This is a genomic window from Streptomyces sp. NBC_00252 (genome assembly GCF_036187565.1).
Classification (GTDB): Bacteria; Actinomycetota; Actinomycetes; order Streptomycetales; family Streptomycetaceae; genus Streptomyces.
In genome coordinates this window covers 986,340-1,003,897 of sequence record NZ_CP108087.1, presented here as the reverse complement: position 1 = coordinate 1,003,897, position 17,558 = coordinate 986,340, and the positions used below count along the sequence as shown (strand labels likewise).

Sequence of the window (17,558 nt, the reverse complement as noted above, 5' to 3'; positions counted from 1 at the left end):
CTCACCGATCCCCCCGGACCGCCGGACATCGGCGCCGGCCCGGCCCGGCCCCGACATCGACCCCGGGGACCCCGCCGCCACCGCGATTGTTAGCCTCGCTCATGACCAAGTTCCCCCTGCCCCGACATGGAGCGCGATGAGTACCGTCGCCGCCGCCTCCTTCCCGCTCGGCGCGGGGACGACGCTCGCCGAACTCGCCCAGGACCCGCACGCGCGGCTGGCGCGGCTCCGGGAGAGCGAACCGGTGTCCTGGCTGCCCGAGTTGAACGGCTGGCTGGTCACCCGGCGCGACCTCGCGCTGGGGGTGATGCGGGACGCGGTCACCTACACCGTGGACGACCCGCGCTTCTCCACCGCCCAGGTCGTCGGCCCGAGCATGCTGTCCCTCGACGGAGAACGGCACGCCCGCCACCGCGAACCCTTCACCGCCCCCTTCCGCCCCCGCGAAGTGCACGACGGCTTCGCCTCGTTCATCGAGTGCGAGACCGACCGCCTCGTCAGCGCGCTGCGCCCGGCCGGCGCGGGCGAACTGCGCCGCGCCTTCGCGGGCCCGCTCGCGGTCGCCGTCGTCACCGAGGCGCTCGGCCTCACCGGCACCACCCCGGACACGGTCCTCACCTGGTACGACGCGATCGTACGGTCGGTCTCGGACATCACCGCGGGACACGAGGCCGGAGCCGCCGGCACCTGGGCCTACGCCGAACTCCGCGCCTCCGTCGAGGCCACCGTCGCCGACCGGACCGCGGCCTCGCTCCTCGTCTCGGCCGCCGGACAGCTCACCGTGCCCGAAGTGGCCTCCAACGCCGCCGTGTTGATGTTCGGCGGCATCGAGACCACCGAGGCGATGATCACCAACGCGCTGCTGCACCTCCTGCGCCACCCCGGCCAACTCGCCCTCGTCCAGGCCGACATGAACCTGCTGGACGGTGCGATCGAGGAGTCGCTGCGCCTCGAACCCGGCGCCGCCGTCGTGGACCGCTACGCCACCCGCGACACCGTCCTCGGCGACGCCACGATCCGCGAGGGCGACCTGGTCACCGTCTCCCTCACCGGCGCCAACCGCGACCCGGCCGTCTTCCCCGACCCCGACCGCTTCGACGTCCGCCGCGAGAACGCCCGCCTCCAACTCGCCTTCGCCCACGGCCCGCACTACTGCCTCGCCGCGCACCTGGCCCGCCTGGAGACCCGGATCGCCCTCCGGTACCTCCTCGAACGCCTCCCGGCCCTGCGCCTCGACCCGGACCGTCCGACCGCCCCGCACGGCCTGGTGTTCCGCAAGCCGCCGACCCTGCACGTCCTGTGGGACGCCACAGCCTGAGACGGATGTCCCGTCGCGGATGTCCCGTCAGTGACGTGCCGTCAGAAACCCTTCACTCGCGCCCCACTTGACGCTCCATGACCTCCACCAGCCGCCCCAACGCGCTCAGCACCCGCTCCCGGTCCTCGCCCAGTCCCGCCAGCAGCTGTACCTCGGCGGAGAGTTGGCGCGGGAACAGGTCGTCCACGGCCTTCGCGCCGGCCGGGGTGATGGTCACCAGGGCGGCGCGCCGGTCGGCCGGGTTCGGGGTGCGGGCGATGAAGCCGCGCCGTTCCAGCTTGCCCAGGGCCTTGCTGACGCCCGCCCGGGACAGGCCGAGCCATTCGGCGAGACGGCGGGCGATCACCGGCTCGGTGGCGTGCCGCAGCGGGATCAGCATGTCGACCTCGGGGGCGGTCAGCTCGGCGCCCGCGTAGAGGGGTTCCACCGCGCGGTTCAGGAGACCGGTGGCGTGCTTGAGCAGGCCGATCAGCTCCATGGGGGAGGTGTCGAGGCCGGGGTTGTGCTCGGTCCACTGGGCGCGGACGTCCGCGGGGGAGGGGGACATGTGGCTCGTCTTCTCACTTCCTGGCTCGGGCCTTCGCCGGCCGTCACTCGTCCGTCATTGTTAACCGGTGAACCATCGGTTACCGTTACGGTCATGGTATCGCCGTCCCCCTCCCGACCCACCGCCGCGAGCGACTCCGCCCCGGCCGAGTCCACCGACCCCGCGCGGCGCGCGGCCGTCGCCCTGGTCGCCGTCCTCGCCGCACTGACCGCCGTCGCCCCGCTCGCGACCGACATGTACGTCCCCGGTTTCCCCGCGATGGGGCACGCGCTCGGGGCGAGCAGTTCGGCGGTCCAGCTGACAATGACCGCGTTCCTGGCGGGACTTGTCGTAGGCCAGCTGGTGATCGGGCCGCTCAGCGACAGTCTCGGACGCCGTGGTCTGCTGCTCTCCGGCACGGCCGCCTTCACGGTCTTCTCCGTCGCCTGTGCCGTAGCCCCCGATATCGGAGTGCTCACCGGTGCCCGGTTCCTCCAGGGCGTGTCGGGCGCGGCGGGCATGGTGCTGGCCCGCGCCGTCCTGACCGACCGCTTCCAAGGGGCCGACCTGCCGCGGTACTTCGCGGTCCTCTCCCAGATCATGGGCGTCGCGCCGGTCGCCGCACCGGTGCTCGGCGGGGCGGTCCTCGCCGTGTCGACCTGGCGCGCGGTGTTCGTCGTACTCACCGTCATGGGCGGCCTGTTGGTGCTCGGCGTGCTCCGCAAGGTCCCGGAGTCCCTGCCGCCGGAGCGACGGCACGCGGGCGGGATCACGCAGACCTTCCGCGCCATGGGGGAGTTGCTGGGGCGCCGGACGTTCATGGGGTACGTCCTGGTCCTGGCGTTCATCTCGGCGGCGCTGTTCGCCTACATCAGCGGCTCCAGCTTCGTCTTCGAGAACCTGCACGGCGTGTCGGCCACGACGTACTCCCTCATCTTCGCCAGCAACGCCGTCGCGATGCTGATCGCGGGCGCGGCCTTCTCCCGACTCGCCGGGCGGGTACGACTGAACACACTTCTCACGGGCGCGGTCGTCGTCGCCGGGGTCGGTGCGCTGGCACAGGTGCTGCTGGTGCTGACCGTGGGGGAGACCCTCGCCGGGACCTGGATCACCCTGTTCGTCACGGCCGGTGGCATCGGCATGGTCTTCCCGTCGACCCTGAGCATCGGCCAGGCCCTCGGCCGCAACGCCCCCGGCGCCGCCTCCGCCCTCCTCGGCGGGCTGCAGTTCCTGTTCGGCGCGCTCGCGGCGCCGCTGGTGGGGGTGTTCGGGGAGGACAGCTCGCTCCCGATGGCGGTGATCATGCTGATCGCCGTGGCGGCGGCGGGCGGCGCGCTGGTGGCGCTTGCCAGGCCCTGGGAGGGGCGAGGGGAGCCGACGGAGGAGTAGGGGAGACGACCTGGGGCGGGCCCGGCGAACCGCCTGTCGCTCGCCGGGAGTCGGAGCCGGGCCCGCGCCCCGTCAGGGCAGGATCGAGTCGATGTAACCCCCGTCGACGCGCAGGGCGCCGCCCGTCGTGGCCGAGGCCTGGTCGGAGCTGAGGTAGACGACCATGTGGGCGATCTCGTCGGGCTCGATCAGCCGTTGCAGCAGGGACTGCGGCCGGTGCTCGCGCATGAACTCGCGCTGGGCCTCCTCCCAGGGCAGGTCCCGGTCGACGAGTTCGTAGACGAAGTCCTCGACACCGCCGGTGTGGGTGGGCCCGGCGATCACCGAGTTGACCGTCACGCCGGTGCCCGCCGCCTCCTTGGCGAAGCCGCGGCCGACGGCGAGGAGCGCGGTCTTGGACATGCCGTAATGGATCATCTCGGCCGGGATGACGACCGCCGAGTCGCTGGCGATGTACTGGATGCGGCCCCAGCCGCGCTCGGTCATGCCCGGCAGGTACGTCCGGGTCAGCCGGATCGCGGCCAGTACGTTCACCTCGAAGTAGCGCCGCCACTCGTCGTCGCTGATCTCCAGCGGGTCGGCCGAGCCGAAGATGCCGAGGTTGTTGACGAGGATGTCCACCTGCGGCAGCGCCTCCAGGGCGCGCCGCGCGCCCTCCTCGTTCGCCACGTCGGCGGCCACGGGCACGAGGTCCGCGCCCGGCACCTCCGCCTTCAGCCGCTCCACGGCCTCCGCGACCCGCTGCTCGTCCCGGCCGTTCACGCCCACCCGGGCACCGGAGCGGGCGAGTCCGGCGGCGATGGCCGCGCCGATGCCCTGCGTCGAGCCCGTCACCAGGGCGGTGCGTCCCGTCAGATCGATCTGCATGGTGGAACCAGTCCCCTTGTCGCGTATCCCTGTCCTACGTGCGGTTACGTCCCCTGTCAGCCTGGCGGCAGGGCCATCGGCCCGCCACTCCGGCCGGCTCGGACGAGTACCCGCGTCAGGACGAGATCCCGGGACTTTTTCCAATCCTGGTGCCGGAGCGGGCTGAAACGCGAAGTCGGGGGCACTCGGTCTCTGCGGCACCGATGGGCGCCGCTTCCCGAAGGAAAAGAGATAGCCGTGTACATCGGTCTCGGTACCGTCGTCCTCATCATCGTCATCGTCGCCGTCGTCATGATGCTGCGCCGCGGCTGACCCGTACCTTTCGCGCAGCACGCGCAGCCATGACCAGCCCGCCCTGGATCGCCTGTTCCGGATCCCGTGGCGGGCATGGGCATGTACGGCGCGTCAGCACGACGGGTGTCGGGAACGGTCGGGAAACCGCTGCCATCCGCCGCTTCGATCGTGGAAGAAGCGCAGAAGCCGTCATATCGGGGATGACGCGGATTTTTCCCCTGCTCTGCCCCTAACTTCAGTCCCCCGGCGCCGAGGCCGCACGGCACCGGCGCGAGGGGGGCGAGGGAACAGTGGGCGAACGGCTCTACGGGATGGACCCGTTGTTCGACGAGTTGGTGCCCGGCCTCGTCGGCCTCGACCGGAAGGGCGGCCGACGCCCCCGGGTGGCAACCCCCGGGGGCACCTCCGTCATCGAACTCGTCGGCGGCCGGTGCAGCGGCAGGACCAGCCTGCTGGCCGCCCTGTCCGCCGACTACGCCCCCCTCGTCCCGCTGGTCCGCGCGGACCTCGCCGTGCCGGGGTTCGGGGACCCGTTCCTCGCCGGTCTGCCGGACGCCCGCCCTGACGGCTCGCACCTCACCGACCTGCTCTACCTGCTGTCGTACAAGCTCGGCCTGCGCGTCCGCAGGACCATGCAGCGCCTGCGGTTTCCCCGGCTGTCCCTGGGGCTGCTGGTGGTGACGGCCTGGCGCGCGGACGAGACGTCCGCCGCCGCCACCACGGTGTCGCCGCAGGACCTGCGCCGCGCGGAGCAACGCCTCCGCGATGTCATCAGCCGGAACGGCGACGACCAGGGTGAGCGCCGGGCACGGCTCGCCGAGTGGATCCAGGCCCTCGAACGAGACCTTCCCGCCGGGGCGACCGGACTCGGACCGCTGGAGGGCGCGGGCCGGGCCGCACTCAGGACCGCCGCGCCCCGCCTGCTGCCGTCCCAGGTGAACCGCGGCGCACTGCGCTGGTGGGACGACCACCTGAGGCACGAGCAGGGCGACGCCGTACAGAAACTCTTCGGATTCGTCCGGGACTTCCGCCGCCCGGGCGGCGACCGACTCCCCCTGGAAGCGAGCCTGATCGCCGCCTTCCTCGCGGACATCACGCACCACTACGGCCCCTTGCGCCGAGGGAACGACGTCCCCCCGCCCCTGATCCTCCTCGACAACACCCACGCACCCCTCGGCGCCCGCCTCCTCGGACCGTTGCGGCGCGAGGGCACCGCCAAGGGCGTCATGGGCCCGGTCGTGGTGGCCGCCCGGTTGGGTGACGCGCGGGCCCATCGCGCGCTACGGCAGGTCGCCGACCCGTCGGCCGCCCTCGGGCAACCGACCGACGGCGTAGTGCGGTTGGGCCTGCCCGAGCTCGAACGCGGAGACATCGACCGCCTCCTCGGAGACGCGGACCGGCCGCCGTATCTGCCGTTGCTGATCGACCGGTTCGCCGGCTGCCGGGCGGGCAGCTCCCGGACCCTCGCCGGGGCGGCGGACGCCGTAGCCCTCGACTGTGTGCCCGACGCGTACCCGGGGGCTCCGCTGCTCGACGCCGTCGGGGCGGACGGCGGCGGTTCCACGGTGGACAGACTGCTGGCCGTGCTGCTGCCCGAGTCCGCTCAGCGTTCCCGACTGGCGTTGCTGGCCTCGGCGTTGGACGTCGCCGCCGCGCGTCGGCTGTGGAGCGGGCTGTACCCCGAGGACCCCCTGGACGGGCGGGTGGAGAAGGCGCTCGAAGTGCTGGAGGGCGTCTGCCGGGCACCCGTGTCGTGGCCCGGCACCGACGGTTCCGTGCCCTTCGTCACCGACCCGGCCCTGCGGCTCCTGCTCCTCCACCGTCTGCGGACGCGGACCGCACCCGAAGGCTGGCGCGTGATCCATCAGCACCTGCGGAGCGGCTACGCGCCGGACGGCGGGGCGGGCTCGGTCCCGGCCGCGTATCTGCACCACACCCTCGCCCTGGGGCTCACCGGCGAGGTCGTCCGCTCCCTGCACCACTGGCTCGCCCACAGCACACCGGCCGCGTGGCTGGCGGCCGTGAACATCGTCTGCGCCGCCCCGCATCCGCCCGCCGAGTTCGAGGCCGTACCCGTCGACGGGCCGTGCGGCGGCTGCGGTCAGGGCGCGTCGGCCGCGCGGGACGAGGTCGTGCACCGGGCCGTGGCCCGGCTGCTGGAAGCCCTGTGGGAGCAGTCGGACCCGCTGAACGCGCCCTGCTCCGACCGCATCGACCAAGTGGAGTCCGCGTTGCGCACGTTGTACGAGAACGAGCCCACCGACGCCTTCCGGCAGGCCCGCCGGCACTGGTCCGCACGACTGCGCGAGGGTGTCCAGGCCCCGCACCTGACCGTGCCGGAAGGAGGCGCGCGATGACGTTCCGCAGGCCGGGCCGCCTGACCCGCAAGGCCCTGTTCGTGGCGTTCCTCCTCGTCGTGTCCCTCGGCGGCTTCTACGGCTGCCGTGCCTACGACGACGACTCCTGCGGCGCCGGCGTGCACGAGGAGTCGTCCGGGCGCGAGTGCGTCGGCGTCACCGACGGCAGCGTGAGCTTCGACCCCGCCCTGGACCAGGTGTCCGCCCGCGTCAAGGCAGAGAACAACAGGGTGGCCAGGTCCGGCGACCCGTACGCCACCATCGCGCTGATGATCCCGATGGACTTCGCGGAACAGACCGGCGCGGTCGACCGCAAGCATGCCCTGTGGGAGGTGCAGGGCGCCTACTTCGCCCAGTACCGCGCCAACCACCAGGACAACCGCCGGGCACCCGCGATCCGCCTGGTGCTGGCCAACCCCGGTGTGGGAGGCGGCCATTGGCGCAGCGTGGCCGACCAGCTCGCGGACATGGCGGCCTCGCCCACGCACCGGCTGCGCGCCGTTTTCGGCTTCGACATCAGCATCCCCACCACCGAGCGGACCATCAGGTATCTGACGAACGAGCGGAAGATCCCCGTCGTCGGCGGCGCGCTCACCGCCGACGACATCGCCAACACACCTCAACACCCGCACGCCTACGAGGGGTTGGTGCGGGTCAACCCCAGCAACACCGACCAGGCCGCCGCCCTCGCCCACGCCGACCGGGGTGTCGGGGCACGGGAGACGGTGCTGGTGGAGGACGCGCGGGACGACGACAACTACATCACCAGCCTCCGGAAGGTGTTCGAGGCACGGACCGCGGGAGCGCCGCTGGCCCCCGAGCAGTACCGGTCCCCGCAGGACATCGGCGTGGCGGGCACGACCTCGAACGACTTCCGGCAGATCGTCGCCAACATCTGCGAATCCCCGGCCAAGGAGATCTACTTCGCGGGCCGGCCGGTCCAACTGCGCCAGTTCCTCAACGAACTCGGCCACCGCGGCTGCCACGCCCGCTCCTACACCGTGATCACGGGCCCGGCCGCCAACGCCCTGCCTCTGGACGACCAGTTGGAGTGGGACACCCTGCGCCACGGCGTCACGCTGGAGTTCACCGCCTCCTCGCACCCGGACGCCTGGACCGGCCCGCACGCCCCGGCGACGGGCGGCTCACCGGCGGACTTCAGTACGCTGAAGAAGCTGACGAACCCTCAACTGACGGGCCCCGTAGGCCCGGTGGACCTGAACGACTCCCGCGCCATCATCACCTACGACTCGGCCCAGACCGCCATCCAGGGCATCCGCGACGAGGCCGTCCAGGGCCACGCCGTCCCCTCCACCGACGCGGTCCGCGACGCCTGGCTGCACCTGCACGGCATCGGCCGCGTCGAGGGCGCCAGCGGCTGGATCTGCCTCGACAACCAGGGCAACCCCTACGACAAGGCGGTGGCCGTCGTACGCCTCGACCCCACGACCCACACGGACCGCTTCGTCACCCTTTCCTGGCCGACCGGCCAGCCCCTGAAGGGGAGTTGCACGGCACCACGCACACCGACATCCTGACCACACCGGCCTGAGAGCAACCCGCGGTCGCCTCAAGCCGGCCGTACCAGCCCGGCGTCGTACGCGAAGATCACCGCCTGGACCCGGTCCCGTGCGCCGATCTTGGCGAGGATGCGGCTGACGTGGGACTTGACGGTGGACTCGGCCAGGCTGAGGCGTTCGGCGATCTCGGTGTTGCTCCAGCCCGCCGCCATGACGGTGAGGACCTCGCGCTCCCGTTCGGTGAGGGCGTCGAGGCGGCGGTCCTGTTCGGGGGTGCGGCCGGGCATCCGGTCGGCGAACGCGTCGATCAACTTGCGGGTCAGGCCGGGGGAGATGACCGCGTCCCCCGCGGCCACCGCGCGGATGCCCGCGACGAGTTCCTCGGGCAGCGCGTCCTTGAGGAGGAAGCCGCTGGCCCCGGCGCGCAATGCGGCGTACGCGTACTCGTCGAGGTCGAACGTGGTCAGCACCAGGACGCGTGAGCGGCCGCCGGACTGCACGATGCGACGGGTGGCCTCGATGCCGTCCATGCCGGGCATGCGGACGTCCATCAGGACGACGTCGGGCCGGAGTTCGGCCGCGAGCCGGACGGCCTCGCCGCCGTGCGTGGCCTCGCCGACGGTGCTCAGATCGGGGTACTGCTCCAGGAGCATGCTGAAGCCGAGGCGTTGCAGGGCCTGGTCGTCGACGATGAGGACGGTGGTCATGCCGGGTGCTTCTCCGTGAGGTCGGGGGCGGTGGGGAAGGGGACCAGGAGGGCGCGGACGGTCCAGCCGCCACGGGAGTTGGGGCCCGCGACGACCTGGCCGCCGTAGAGCGCGGCCCGTTCGCGCATGCCGACCAGGCCCTTGCCCTGTTCGCCGGCGGCGGTCGCGCGGTGCGGGCCGGTGTCCTCGACGGTGACGACGACCGCCTCCGGGGCGGCCGTCACGCTGACCTCGACCGTCGTGTCCGGTGCCGCGTGCTTGAGGGTGTTGGTGAGGGCTTCCTGCACGATGCGGTAGACGGCGAGCTGAAGTCCCTGGGGGAGACCGGTGAGTTCGCCCTCGAGGCGCAGGGTGACGGCGGGGCCGGCGGCCCGGACCCGCTCCATCAGGGCGTTCAGGTCGGTCAGTCCGGGCTGGGGTGCTAGGGGGGTGTCGTCGGGGTCGTCGTCGTGGATGACGGCGAGCAGGCGGCGCAGTTCGGCCAGGGCACCCCGCCCGCTCTCGGCGATGATCCGCAAGGTGTCGGCTCCGCGCTTCGGTTTGGCCTCGGCGAGTCCGGCCGCGCCGCCCGCGAGACCGACGATCACGGCGAGGGTGTGGCCGAGGATGTCGTGCATCTCCCGTGCCACACGGGCGCGTTCGGTCGCCGCGGCCAGCTGCGCCCGCTGGTCGCGCTCCCTCTCCAGCCGTACGGCGTGCTCCTGGAGGGCCTCGATGTAGGCGTTCACCAGCTTTCCGGCCAGCCCCAGCGCGGCCATCGACAGGATGGCGACCACGGCCAGGAACGCCAGCACCGGAGTACCGGCCTGGCTCGACCCCTTCAGGCCGTTGAAGAAGACGATCGACACGAAGGTCTGCAGGAGGTTGTAGACCACGCCGACGGCCAGCTGCCCGGGAGCGCCGAAGCGTCCCAGGTTGAGCAGTGCCACCAGCTGGGTCGCGCTCGACCCCGAGTCCACGCCGAGGAACAGGGACATCTCGGAGAGGACGACCAGGAAGGCGAAGACCAGCACGGGCCGCTGTCTGCGCCACAGCAGCGGCACGGTGTACCCCGCCGTGATGGCCAGCACCAGCAGGAAGTGCGGGCCCGAGTCCTGGGCCGCGCGGACCAGCGCCGGAACACCGCCGAGGGCGTACAGCGCGGGCACACCCCACCGCCGGGCCCGCGGATGCGCCACGTCCGCGGCCCGCACCCGCCCCAGCCAGGTGAGCAGCCGGACGACGGACCGGTACTCGGAGTCGCCCAGCCGGGTCTCTCCGATCAGGATCTGGGGCTTGACGGTCCGTTCCGTCGGCGGTGCGGTCACGGGATACACCCTCCATGGTGCAGGCGGGCCGCCCGCCGGTCCCGGGGGGAAGGGGACCGGCGGGCGGGGACGGTGTGGTCGACAGGGGCGGCAGCCGTACGTCCGTGCTGGGCGACCTGGACTGGATCGTACGGCCGCCGCCTCAGCTCCGGCCGGTGGCGCCGGACGACACGGGCGCCTTGTCCGGGCCGGTGGAGCCGTCGTCCGGGGTCTCGGCCAGCAGGTGGCGGAGCCGTTCGCCCTCGACGTCGACGTTGGGCAGCGCGCGGTCGAGCCAGCCGGGCAGCGCCCAGGCGCGCCGGCCGAGCAGGGTCATGATCGCGGGCACGAGCGTCATCCGGACCACGAAGGCGTCGAAGAGGACGGCGGCGGCGAGACCCAGGCCGATCGACTTGATCAGCGCCACGTCGTCCAGCAGGAACCCGGCGAACACCGAGATCATGATGACCGCGGCGGCCGTGACCACCCGGGCGCTGTGCCGGAAGCCCGCGATCACGGCCTCCGTGGGCTCGGCCCCGTGGACGTACTCCTCCCGCATCCGGGTCACCAGGAACACCTCGTAGTCCATGGCGAGTCCGAACACCACGCCGATCATGAAGATCGGCAGGACGCTCACGATCGGTGAGGTCTGGTCGACGCCGAACAGGTCCGCCAGCCAGCCCCACTGGAACACCGCGACCACCACACCGAGCGTGGCGAGCACGCTGAGCAGGAAGCCGAGGGCCGCCTTGAGCGGGACCAGGATCGAGCGGAAGACGAGGAGCAGCAGGATCAGGGCCAGGCCGATGACCACGCCCAGGTAGGGGATCAGGGCGCCGCTGAGCTTGTTGGAGGCGTCGATGTTCAGCGCGGTGGTGCCGGTGACCATCAGTTCGGCGCCGGTGTCGTCCTTCAGGGCGGGGCCCCGGTCGCGGATCTCGGAGACCAGGTCGACGGTGGCCGCGCTGGTGGGCGAGCTCTTCGGCACGACGGAGATGAGGGCCACGTCGCCGCTCTGGTTGAACACCGCGGGGCGTACGGCGGCGACGTCGGACATCTTGCCGAGCTGGGCGACCGCGTCCTGCGCGGCCGTCCTGGCGTCGCTGCTGCCCTGGCCGTCGATGACCACGGTCAGCGGACCGTTGTAGCCGTCGCCGAACCCCTTGGTGATCGTGTCGTAGGCGATGCGCTCGCTGGTGCCGGGCGAGGACGTGCTGTCGTCGGGCAGGGACAGGCGCATCGACAGGGCGGGGATGGCGAGGACACCGAGTCCGACGACGGAGACGATCAGCATCTTCAGCGGGTTGCGGGTCACGAACCGGGCCCAGCGCACGCCCGTCGTCTCCCCCCTGCCGCCCGCCTGCAGGGCGCGCATACGGCGGCTGGTGAACCGGTCGCCCATGATGCGCATCCCGGCGAAGCCCAGCACCGCGGGCAGCAGCGTCAGCGCGATCAGTACGGCGACGACGACCGCGAAGGCGGCGCCGAGGCCCATGGTGGTCAGCATGCTGATGCCGATGATGCTCAGACCGGCCAGGGCGATCACGACGGTGAGACCGGCGAACACCACCGCGGAACCCGCGGTGCCCAGCGCACGGCCCGCGGCCTCCTCCGGTTCGTGGCCCTCCCGGATCTCGCTGCGGTACCGGGAGACGATGAACAGGGCGTAGTCGATGGCCACCGCGAGGCCCAGCATCAATGCCAGTGTCGAGGCGGCCGAGCTGAGGTTGAAGACCGAGCTGGCGAGCGTGATGGCGGCGACCGCCGTGCCGACCCCGAAGATCGCCGTCAGCAGCGGCAGCCCGGCCGCCAGCAGCGAACCGAAGGTGATGACGAGCGCCACGGCCGCGATCAGCAGACCGATCAGCTCGGTACTGCTGCTGCCCGCCTTCTCCTGTACGGCGTTGCCGCCCATGCTGACCGCGAGGCCGGCCTTCTCGCCCCGGTCGGCCACGGAGTGCAGCGCGTCGCGCGCGGCATCGGTGACGTCGGGCTGCGCGACCTTGTAGGTGACCTGGGCGTAGGTGATGGTGCCTGACTTGCTGATCAGGCCGCTCTGGTACGGGTCGGAGACGTTCGCGACCTGGGGCGCCTTCTTGAGGTCGGCGATCAGCGACTGGACCTCGGTCCGGTCGGCGCCGGACGCCAGTGTGTGCCCCTTGGGCGCCTCGAACACCACGCGTGCCGTGGCGCCGGAGGCCGATGCCTGCGGGAACTCCTTCTCCAACAGGTCGATCGCCTTCTGCGACTGTGTGCCGGGGAGGCTGAAACTGTCGGACGTGCTCGTCGAGACGTTCATGGCACCGATGCCGACGACCGCCAGGACGGCGATCCACAGCATCAGGACGAGCCGTCGCCGCCTGAACGAGAACCGGCCCAGCCGGTAGAGGAAGGTGGCCATGGGGTACTCCCACCAGGTTCGATAGAAAGAGGAGGGCCTGCGCGACCCACGTCTTCACGCTAGGAGCGCCCTGCCTGCCGACCGCAGCACCGGGGAAGTGAAAACGGCCTGCGGGACTAGGGTCCGTCTTCAAAGATCATTGAGTGGTGGATCATGGTCGGGTGATACGCCGCCATGAACTCACCGACCTGGAGTGGGAGTTACTTGCTCCTCTCATACCGCGTGCCGCGACGGGACGACCGCGCGTGCCAGACCGGCAGGTCATCAACGGGATGGTCTACAAGATCCGGACCGGGGTCTCCTGGCGTGACCTGCCGGAACGCTACGGGCCGTGGCAGACGGTCTACACCCGCTTTCGCCGCTACGCGTTGGACGGCGTGTTCACCCGGGCACTCCAGCAGATCCAGGCCGACGCGGACGCTGTCGGCGACATCGACTGGCTCGTCCAGATCGACTCCACCATCGTCCGCGCCCACCAACACTCGGCCGCCACCGGCCGAAAAGGGGGATCAGCCGGCCGGACGAACCGGACGATCACGCCCTCGGCCGATCCCGAGGCGGACTGACCACCAAAATCCACCTCGCCTGCGACGGCCGCGGCAGGCCCCTGGCCGTCCTGCTGACACCCGGACAACGCCACGACAGCACCTGCGCGCGTCCCCTCCTGGAACGCATTCGCGTCCCGCGTATGGGACTGGGCCGACCCCGTTGCAGACCCGACCAGGTCGTCGCCGACAAGGCTTACAGCTCTCGTGGTTTCCGCGCCTACCTGCGCAAACGCGGAATTGCATGCACCATCCCGGAAAAGACCGACCAGAAGCGTCACCGCCACAATCGCGGCTACCGAGGAGGCCGGCCACCCGCTTTCGACCGCCAGCTCTACCGTCGGCGCAACGTCGTCGAGCGCTGCTTCAACCAGCTCAAGGGCTTCCGCGGCATCGCCACCAGATACGACAAGACCGCCACCTCCTACGAGGCAGCGGTCAATCTCGCGTCATTCCTACTCTGGGCAAGATCCGTTTGAAGACGGACCCTAGTACCGGGGTACTAGACCTCCTCCACCCTCCAGTCGAGGTGAGCGCCCCGTCGGCCGGGACCCGTCGCGGTGGACGCCGTGATCCGCCCCACACGATCCGGGGCAAGAGCCGGTTATGGTGACCAGGCGAATCGAACGTGGACAGAACCGGCGGAGCCCCACGACCCACGTGGTGTAAGTCCCTTTCTCACGCCGGGTGTTCGGCGCACAGGCAGCCGACTCCCTTGTCGATCCAGTCCCGTTCGGCCCACTCCGGATGCCGCTCGACCATCAGCGCCCTGACCTCCTCGACGATCGTCTCCTCACTCATCGCCGAGTCGCGCCGCACCCACGTCTCGTCCCGCAGCAGCCGCAGATAGTCACGGACGTCCGCGAGCAACTCCGGCCCGCCGACGGCCCCGTGGCCCGGTACGACAACCCGTGCCCCCTCACCCGCGAGCCGCTCCATCACCGCGATCCAGCGCGTGCCGGACACATCGGTGTCGTACGGCGGGAACCACGGGAAGATCGCGAACTGCCCCGCCTCCACCAGGTCCCCGGTGAACAGCACGCCCGCGTCCGGCACCCGCACCACCTGGTCGCCCTTGCTGTGCGCCCGGCCCGTCGCCCTCAACTGCACGACACGGCCGCCGAGTTCGAGGTCGTAGGCGACGTCGTAGACGAGGTCGGGCTCCGGCAGGACGACCCCTTCGAGCTGTCGGGCGACCGGCGCGCCGAGCCCCCGGAACATGTCGAGATAGCCCGCGCCCTTCACCTTCAGGTCCTCGGCCTGTGCGCGGTTCACGAGGAACGTCGCCTCGCCCGCGAACGCCTGCGCCCCGAAGGCGTGTTCAGGGTGGAAGTGGGTCGTCGTGAGATAGATCCTGCGGCCCCTGGCGTACTCGGCCGCGAACTCCAGCACCCTCTCGGCGTTCCGCGGACCCAGGCCCGTCTCCACGACGAGCACCGCGTCCCGGCCGCCGATGACACCGATGTTGGGCACCAACTGCACCCGCCCGTCGGGCACGACCACCACGTCGCGGTCCAGTTCCCGGACTTCGGTGATGTGCACGACGGGGTCGTGCGACACGGGGTCGGCCATGGTGACTCCTCAGCGGTACGGCGATATCGTCCGCCCACCACTCCACCGCCGGGCCCCCGGAGCTGTCCAAGACCGATCCCGCACGGCCGATACCGGGTCGGTATCATCGCCGGTCATGGAGCTACGCACGCTGCGCTATTTCGTGGCGGTCGCCGAGGAACTCCACTTCGGCCGGGCCGCCGTACGGCTGCGGATGACCCAGCCGCCGCTGAGCCGGGCGATCAAACAGCTGGAGGCCGACCTCGGCTGTGTCCTGCTGCTCCGCTCACCGACCGGGGTGGCGCTGACCCCGGCCGGAGTCCTGCTCCACGAGGAGGCGTGCGCGCTGCTGGCGCAGGCCGACCGGATGCGGGAGCGCGTGGCCGAGTTGGCCGGACCGGTCACGCTGACCGTGGGGACCCTCGCCGACAGCGCGGAGGCGTTCGGGACCCGGCTCGCCGCCGCGTACCGGGAACACCATCCCGCCGCCCGCATCCTCATCCGTGAGTCGGACCTGACCGATCCGACCGCGGGACTGCGGGCCGGGCTCGTGGATGTGGCGCTGACCAGGGCACCCTTCGACGACACCGGCATCGCCACCCGCACCCTGCGCTCGGAACGCGTCGGCGTGGTCCTCCGCACGGACGACCCCCTCGCGCAGCGGGACAGCCTGCGCCTGGCCGACCTCGCCGGGCGTCGCTGGTTCCGCTTCCCGGACGGCACGGACCCGGTGTGGCACGCCTACTGGACGGGCTCGGCGGACGACGGCCGACGCCGTGACGGGCCCGTCGTACGGACGGCTCGCGAGTGTCTGCAGTCGGTGCTGTGGAACGGCACCGTGGGGCTGATGCCGCTCGGGCACGACCTTCCGGAAGGGCTGACGGTGGTGCCGCTGACCGACATGGCGCCGAGCCGGTTCGTCATCGCGTGGCGCACGGCCGACGCCGGTCCGCTGATCCGGTCGTTCGTGCGGATCGCCGAGAGCGTGCATCGCGGCACGGGTCGGTTTCCCACGGGTCGAGCCGTGTGAGAGGGGCGTGCGGCGGTCTTCCCTCCGTGGCCGGTCCGAAGGATTCTCGGATGTGTGCGTTGAACTCGTCCAGCTCCTCGGCCGGGACCCACAGCTCCAGGATCGTCCGGCCGCCCGCCTGCTGGACGGGGCAGCGCGACAGGAACTCCGCGTCCACGTCGAAGCGCGTCACGAAACCGGCACCGTCGTGCTTGACGTTCCAGTCCCGCGCGATCCTGATCGCGTAGTCCTCGTTCAGGACCGGGTAGGGGGGCACGGGATCGGATCAAGGGATCCGACCGGACGATATCGGCGGTACGAGCCACCGGCCACGGAGTTTCGCCCCCCCCGTGACCAGCCTTCGCCCCAACCGATCACGCCCCGCCACGGGTCGCTACCGCCCGAACGCCCGCGCGGGTGTTGGGATGGGGGCGGCAGAAAGGGACGGGTGTGGACGGCGACGGGGTTGACGGGTCAGAGGTGGGTTCGGCGGATCGGTTCGTGCTCGCGGAGCGGGCCGTCTCGGCCATCGGGTCGACGCTCGACGAACGCAGGACGGCGGCGGAGTGCGCGCGGTTCCTGGTCGACGGGCTGTGCGACGCCGCGGCCGTGGACCTGTTCGCGCAGGACGAGGCACGCCCGGCCCCGCACGGCATGCTCCACCCGATGGCGGCCGAGGGCCACAAGGAACTGCTCGACAGCCTCCGCACCGCGCCCCGCGAGGACGTCATGGTCCGCGCCCTGGACGCGGGCCACCCCATCACCACGTCATTCACCACGAGCGACCACGGCGTCATCGCCGCCCTCTCCGTCCCGCTGACCGCCTGGGGCAAGGCCTACGGCGCCCTTCTCGCGATCCGCGCCGGCCGCGCCTTCACCGACGCCGAGGCCGCATGCGTGCACTACGCGGCCCGCCTCACCGCCGCCCACCTGCACCACGCCGTCGAACACCACCGCCTGCGCACCACCGCCCTCAACCTCCAGCAGGTCCTGCTCACCGAACCCAGCCGCCCCCACCCCAACGTCGACATGGCCACCCGCTACCTCCCCGCCGGCACCGGCACCCTCGTCGGCGGCGACTGGTTCGAGGCCGTACGACTGCACTACGGCCGCACCCTCCTCGTCATCGGCGACGTCATGGGGCACGGCCTGGACGCGGCCGTCGACATGAACGCGTACCGCTCGATGCTGCGCTACGTCGCCTCCACCGACCTGCCGCCCCACCGCATCCTGCGCCAGATGGACACCGCCATGTCCGAGGAGCACAACCGCCGCCCCGCGACCTGCCTCCTCGCCCTCCTCGACCCGGAACGCGGCACGGCCGCCTTCGCCAGCGCCGGCCATCTCCCGCCCGCCGTCTTCCACCGCGACGGCGCCGGCGAACTCATCCCCGTCCCCGTCGGACCGCCCCTCGGCACCGGCCTCGCCGACTTCGAGATGACCACGCTCACCCTCACCCCCGAGGACACCCTGGTCATGTTCACCGACGGCCTGGTCGAGCGCCGCGGCGAGGACATCGACGTCTCCCTCGCCCGGCTGGCCCGGCTCCGCCTCCACCCCGGCCAGGGCGTCTCCCGCCTCCTCGACGACATCGTGCTGCGCCTCCACGTCCAGGAGGCCGAGGACGACGTGGCCGCGATCGCCGCCCGCCTCCGGCCGAGAGGTCCGGCCTAGCCACACCGTTCGAGGCGTTCGGCGAACTTCGCGTACGCGAAACGAATCCGGCCCCGGAACCGCCGAGTTCGCCGGCTCATGCGGGACCCACCCGTCCCCCAAGGTTTGGCAACA

13 protein-coding genes and 1 pseudogene are annotated in these 17,558 nt (G+C 71.6%); 7 read left to right on the top strand and 7 right to left on the bottom strand.

Annotated elements, in window-relative coordinates; translation table 11 throughout:
* Positions 1 to 136: 136 nt before the first annotated feature.
* Positions 137 to 1,318 carry a cytochrome P450 gene (locus OHT77_RS04440; RefSeq protein WP_328826640.1) on the top strand — a complete coding sequence of 394 codons (1,182 nt, stop codon included), beginning with the start codon at positions 137 to 139 and terminating at the stop codon, positions 1,316 to 1,318.
* Between the two features lie 52 nt (positions 1,319 to 1,370).
* Here the strand turns inward: OHT77_RS04440 and OHT77_RS04435 are convergent, their stop codons facing one another.
* A complete protein-coding gene (locus OHT77_RS04435) occupies positions 1,371 to 1,865 on the bottom strand; it encodes a MarR family winged helix-turn-helix transcriptional regulator (protein WP_266778176.1) in 495 nt (164 codons plus the stop codon).
* A gap of 93 nt (positions 1,866 to 1,958) precedes the next feature.
* On the opposite strand from OHT77_RS04435, the gene OHT77_RS04430 reads away from it, so the two are divergent.
* The gene (locus OHT77_RS04430) at positions 1,959 to 3,233 is read left to right on the top strand and encodes a multidrug effflux MFS transporter (RefSeq protein ID WP_328826639.1); all 1,275 of its coding nucleotides are present in this window, start codon (positions 1,959 to 1,961) and stop codon (positions 3,231 to 3,233) included.
* Between the two features lie 72 nt (positions 3,234 to 3,305).
* Here the strand turns inward: OHT77_RS04430 and OHT77_RS04425 are convergent, their stop codons facing one another.
* Positions 3,306 to 4,100, bottom strand: coding sequence for an SDR family NAD(P)-dependent oxidoreductase (locus tag OHT77_RS04425; protein ID WP_328826638.1), 795 nt, complete (start codon positions 4,098 to 4,100; stop codon positions 3,306 to 3,308).
* A gap of 584 nt (positions 4,101 to 4,684) precedes the next feature.
* Here OHT77_RS04425 and OHT77_RS04420 point away from each other — a divergent pair.
* Complete coding sequence (locus OHT77_RS04420; protein ID WP_328826637.1) at positions 4,685 to 6,751, top strand: hypothetical protein; 2,067 nt, start codon at positions 4,685 to 4,687, stop codon at positions 6,749 to 6,751.
* On the top strand, positions 6,748 to 8,289 hold the full coding sequence (locus OHT77_RS04415; protein ID WP_328826636.1) for a hypothetical protein: 1,542 nt from the start codon (positions 6,748 to 6,750) through the stop codon (positions 8,287 to 8,289). The genes OHT77_RS04420 and OHT77_RS04415 overlap by 4 nt, the downstream gene beginning before the upstream one ends.
* A gap of 32 nt (positions 8,290 to 8,321) precedes the next feature.
* Here OHT77_RS04415 and OHT77_RS04410 read toward each other — a convergent pair whose 3' ends face one another.
* The 3 genes from OHT77_RS04410 to OHT77_RS04400 all read right to left on the bottom strand — a co-directional run bounded on the left by OHT77_RS04410 (position 8,322) and on the right by OHT77_RS04400 (position 12,665).
* Entirely contained in the window at positions 8,322 to 8,978 is a 657-nt protein-coding gene (locus tag OHT77_RS04410; protein ID WP_266778186.1) for a response regulator, read from the bottom strand.
* Positions 8,975 to 10,285: a sensor histidine kinase gene (locus tag OHT77_RS04405; RefSeq protein ID WP_328826635.1), complete on the bottom strand. Its 1,311-nt coding sequence runs from the start codon at positions 10,283 to 10,285 to the stop codon at positions 8,975 to 8,977. The genes OHT77_RS04410 and OHT77_RS04405 overlap by 4 nt, the downstream gene beginning before the upstream one ends.
* A gap of 142 nt (positions 10,286 to 10,427) precedes the next feature.
* Complete coding sequence (locus tag OHT77_RS04400; RefSeq protein WP_328826634.1) at positions 10,428 to 12,665, bottom strand: MMPL family transporter; 2,238 nt, start codon at positions 12,663 to 12,665, stop codon at positions 10,428 to 10,430.
* Between the two features lie 164 nt (positions 12,666 to 12,829).
* On the opposite strand from OHT77_RS04400, the gene OHT77_RS04395 reads away from it, so the two are divergent.
* A protein-coding gene (locus OHT77_RS04395; RefSeq protein WP_443048198.1) for an IS5 family transposase occupies positions 12,830 to 13,689 on the top strand; the annotation gives its coding sequence in 2 pieces (ribosomal slippage) (positions 12,830 to 13,178 and positions 13,178 to 13,689; 861 coding nt in all).
* A 199-nt stretch (positions 13,690 to 13,888) separates the two neighbouring features.
* On the opposite strand, the gene OHT77_RS04390 is transcribed toward OHT77_RS04395, so the two are convergent.
* A complete protein-coding gene (locus OHT77_RS04390; protein WP_328826633.1) occupies positions 13,889 to 14,782 on the bottom strand; it encodes an MBL fold metallo-hydrolase in 894 nt (297 codons plus the stop codon).
* A 115-nt stretch (positions 14,783 to 14,897) separates the two neighbouring features.
* Between OHT77_RS04390 and OHT77_RS04385 the strand changes: the two genes are divergently transcribed.
* Positions 14,898 to 15,791, top strand: a complete 894-nt coding sequence (locus OHT77_RS04385) for a LysR substrate-binding domain-containing protein (RefSeq protein ID WP_328826632.1) — start codon at positions 14,898 to 14,900, stop codon at positions 15,789 to 15,791.
* On the opposite strand, the pseudogene OHT77_RS04380 reads toward OHT77_RS04385, so the two are convergent.
* A pseudogene (locus OHT77_RS04380) lies at positions 15,682 to 16,038 on the bottom strand (hypothetical protein); the annotation flags it as partial. The gene OHT77_RS04385 and the pseudogene OHT77_RS04380 sit on opposite strands and share 110 nt — an antisense overlap.
* 212 nt (positions 16,039 to 16,250) lie before the next feature.
* Between OHT77_RS04380 and OHT77_RS04375 the strand changes: the two are divergent.
* Entirely contained in the window at positions 16,251 to 17,444 is a 1,194-nt protein-coding gene (locus OHT77_RS04375) for a PP2C family protein-serine/threonine phosphatase (RefSeq protein WP_328826631.1), read from the top strand.
* Positions 17,445 to 17,558 lie beyond the last annotated feature (114 nt).

Bases quoted from the DNA above. Each gene is read 5' to 3' on its own strand.
- OHT77_RS04415 (WP_328826636.1), top strand. From the start codon at position 6,748: ATGACGTTCCGCAGGCCGGGCCGCCTGACCCGCAAGGCCCTGTTCGTG.
- OHT77_RS04400 (WP_328826634.1), bottom strand. From the start codon at position 12,665: ATGGCCACCTTCCTCTACCGGCTGGGCCGGTTCTCGTTCAGGCGGCGA.
- OHT77_RS04390 (WP_328826633.1), bottom strand. From the start codon at position 14,782: ATGGCCGACCCCGTGTCGCACGACCCCGTCGTGCACATCACCGAAGTC.
- OHT77_RS04430 (WP_328826639.1), top strand. From the start codon at position 1,959: ATGGTATCGCCGTCCCCCTCCCGACCCACCGCCGCGAGCGACTCCGCC.
- OHT77_RS04435 (WP_266778176.1), bottom strand. From the start codon at position 1,865: ATGTCCCCCTCCCCCGCGGACGTCCGCGCCCAGTGGACCGAGCACAAC.
- OHT77_RS04425 (WP_328826638.1), bottom strand. From the start codon at position 4,100: ATGCAGATCGATCTGACGGGACGCACCGCCCTGGTGACGGGCTCGACG.
- OHT77_RS04385 (WP_328826632.1), top strand. From the start codon at position 14,898: ATGGAGCTACGCACGCTGCGCTATTTCGTGGCGGTCGCCGAGGAACTC.
- OHT77_RS04410 (WP_266778186.1), bottom strand. From the start codon at position 8,978: ATGACCACCGTCCTCATCGTCGACGACCAGGCCCTGCAACGCCTCGGC.
- OHT77_RS04440 (WP_328826640.1), top strand. From the start codon at position 137: ATGAGTACCGTCGCCGCCGCCTCCTTCCCGCTCGGCGCGGGGACGACG.